Genomic DNA, 1,864 nt, shown 5'->3' with positions numbered 1-1,864 from the left:
CCGCGCATCCCCCACCAGATCGCTCACACCCCACCAACGACCCAGAACCCAAACCGTTTCTGATCAATAGAAGGCCGGGAACCTCTCTCCCCTCGGAGGCCTCGGCGGCGCGAGTCGGCCCGATCGGCGTTTAATCGGTGGTGTGCGGCGGGGCGGCTCGCATACGTTGGTCCCGCGACCACGCCTCCGATGCGCTCGGCTGCGGCTACTTCTTCCGAAAACCAAGTGACGCCGTCGCCACCCCTGATCTCGGTGGGCGTGGCCGCCTCGGCCCCGGTGGACCCTTCCCGGGGCCGTCCGTTCCCTTCCTCTGGATCCGGGGGGATTCACTGCCTCGCTACACCCGACGCGTCTCGAAGGTCTGGTCCGAGATGCTCGTGGCCCCGCACGTCTCGGCGGCCGCCCGCGCGACGCCCCAGCAGCCGCGGATCCACCACGTGCCCACCCCAGGGCAGTTCCACACGTACGAGGGCGGACCGGCCTTCGTACGGGAACCCCGTGACGAGCTCTTCCTGCTGGCCGTCGGCAACTTCGTCTCGCAGCGCACCTTCTACGAGAGCGGCACGGAACGCGACGAACGGTACGTCCGGCTCGTCCGCCGGCTCGCTGTCGAGGACCCCGATTGGACGGCCGGCCTGCTGCGCTGGCTGCGCGGCGAGGGCACCATGCGTACGGCGTCCCTGGTGGGCGCCGCCGCGTACGTACGGGCCAGGCTCGACGCGGGGGCCTCCGACGGCCCGTCCAACCGTTCCGTGATCGACGCGGTGCTCCAACGGGCCGACGAGCCCGGAGAGCTGCTCGCCCACTGGACCTCGGTGTACGGGCGGAACGTGCCGCAACCCGTGAAGCGGGGCATCGCCGACGCCGTACGCAGGCTGTACTCGTCACGGTCCCTGCTGAAGTACGACACCGCGTCCCACGGGTTCCGCTTCGGTGACGTGCTCAACCTGGTGCACGCTTCCCCCGACCCGGACAAGCCGTGGCAGGGCGCGCTGTTCCGGTACGCCCTGGACCGCCGTCACCACCCGGAGACCGCGCTTCCGCCGGCCGCCGACACCGTGCTGACGGCGCACCGGGCCCTCATGGAGCTGCCCGTGGCCGAGCGGCGGGCCGTGGTGACCGGGCCGGACGGCAGCGAGCGGCTGGCCGCGGCCGGCCTGACGTGGGAGGTCCTGGCGGGCTGGCTCCACGGGCCACTGGACGCCGCGGCGTGGGAGGCCGTGATCCCCGTGATGGGCCCGATGGCACTGCTGCGGAACCTGCGGAACTTCGATGCCGCGGAGATCTCGGCCGAAGCCGCGGCCGGGGTCGCTGCCAGGATCTCGGACGTCGACGAGGTCGCCAGGTCCCGGCAGTTCCCCATGCGCTATCTGGCCGCCCGGGAGAACGCGCCGAAGCGGCGCTGGGCGGCCGCGCTGGAACAGGCACTGGGCCACTCCCTCGCCAACGTACCGGCGCTGCCCGGCCGGACGCTGATCCTGGTGGACCGGTCGGACTCCATGTTCTGGGACACCGTCTCGGAACGATCGAAACTGACCCGGGCGGCCGCGGCGGCCGTGTTCGGCTGCGCGCTGGCCCTGCGGGCCGAACAGGCGGACCTGGTGGAGTTCGGCTGGTCCACCAAGGAGGTCCCGTTCACACCGGGCGAACCGGTGCTCGACGTGCAGAAACGCTTCCACCGCCTCGGCGGCACCCACACGACGAAGGCCCTGCGGGACCGCTACCGGGACCACGACCGCGTCGTGATCGTCACCGACGAACAGGCCGCCCCGTACCACCACGGAGGCCCCACCGAACCGGTCCCACCGGAGATCCCGGTCTACACCTGGAACCTGGCGGGCTACCACCCCGCCCACGCCCCCAC

General features: G+C 71.7%; 1 protein-coding gene. It reads left to right on the top strand.

What is annotated here, in order from left to right; translation table 11 throughout:
- Positions 1-371: 371 nt before the first annotated feature.
- A partial coding sequence (locus AOK00_RS32430) for a TROVE domain-containing protein (protein WP_107097507.1) occupies positions 372-1,864 on the top strand: 1,493 nt, incomplete at its 3' end.

It is taken from the genome of Streptomyces aureus, assembly GCF_001418135.1.
In the GTDB taxonomy this organism is placed as follows: Bacteria; Actinomycetota; Actinomycetes; order Streptomycetales; family Streptomycetaceae; genus Streptomyces; species Streptomyces aureus_A.
The sequence above is the reverse complement of the archived record's forward strand: the minus strand, read 5'-3'. Positions and strand labels throughout refer to the sequence as shown.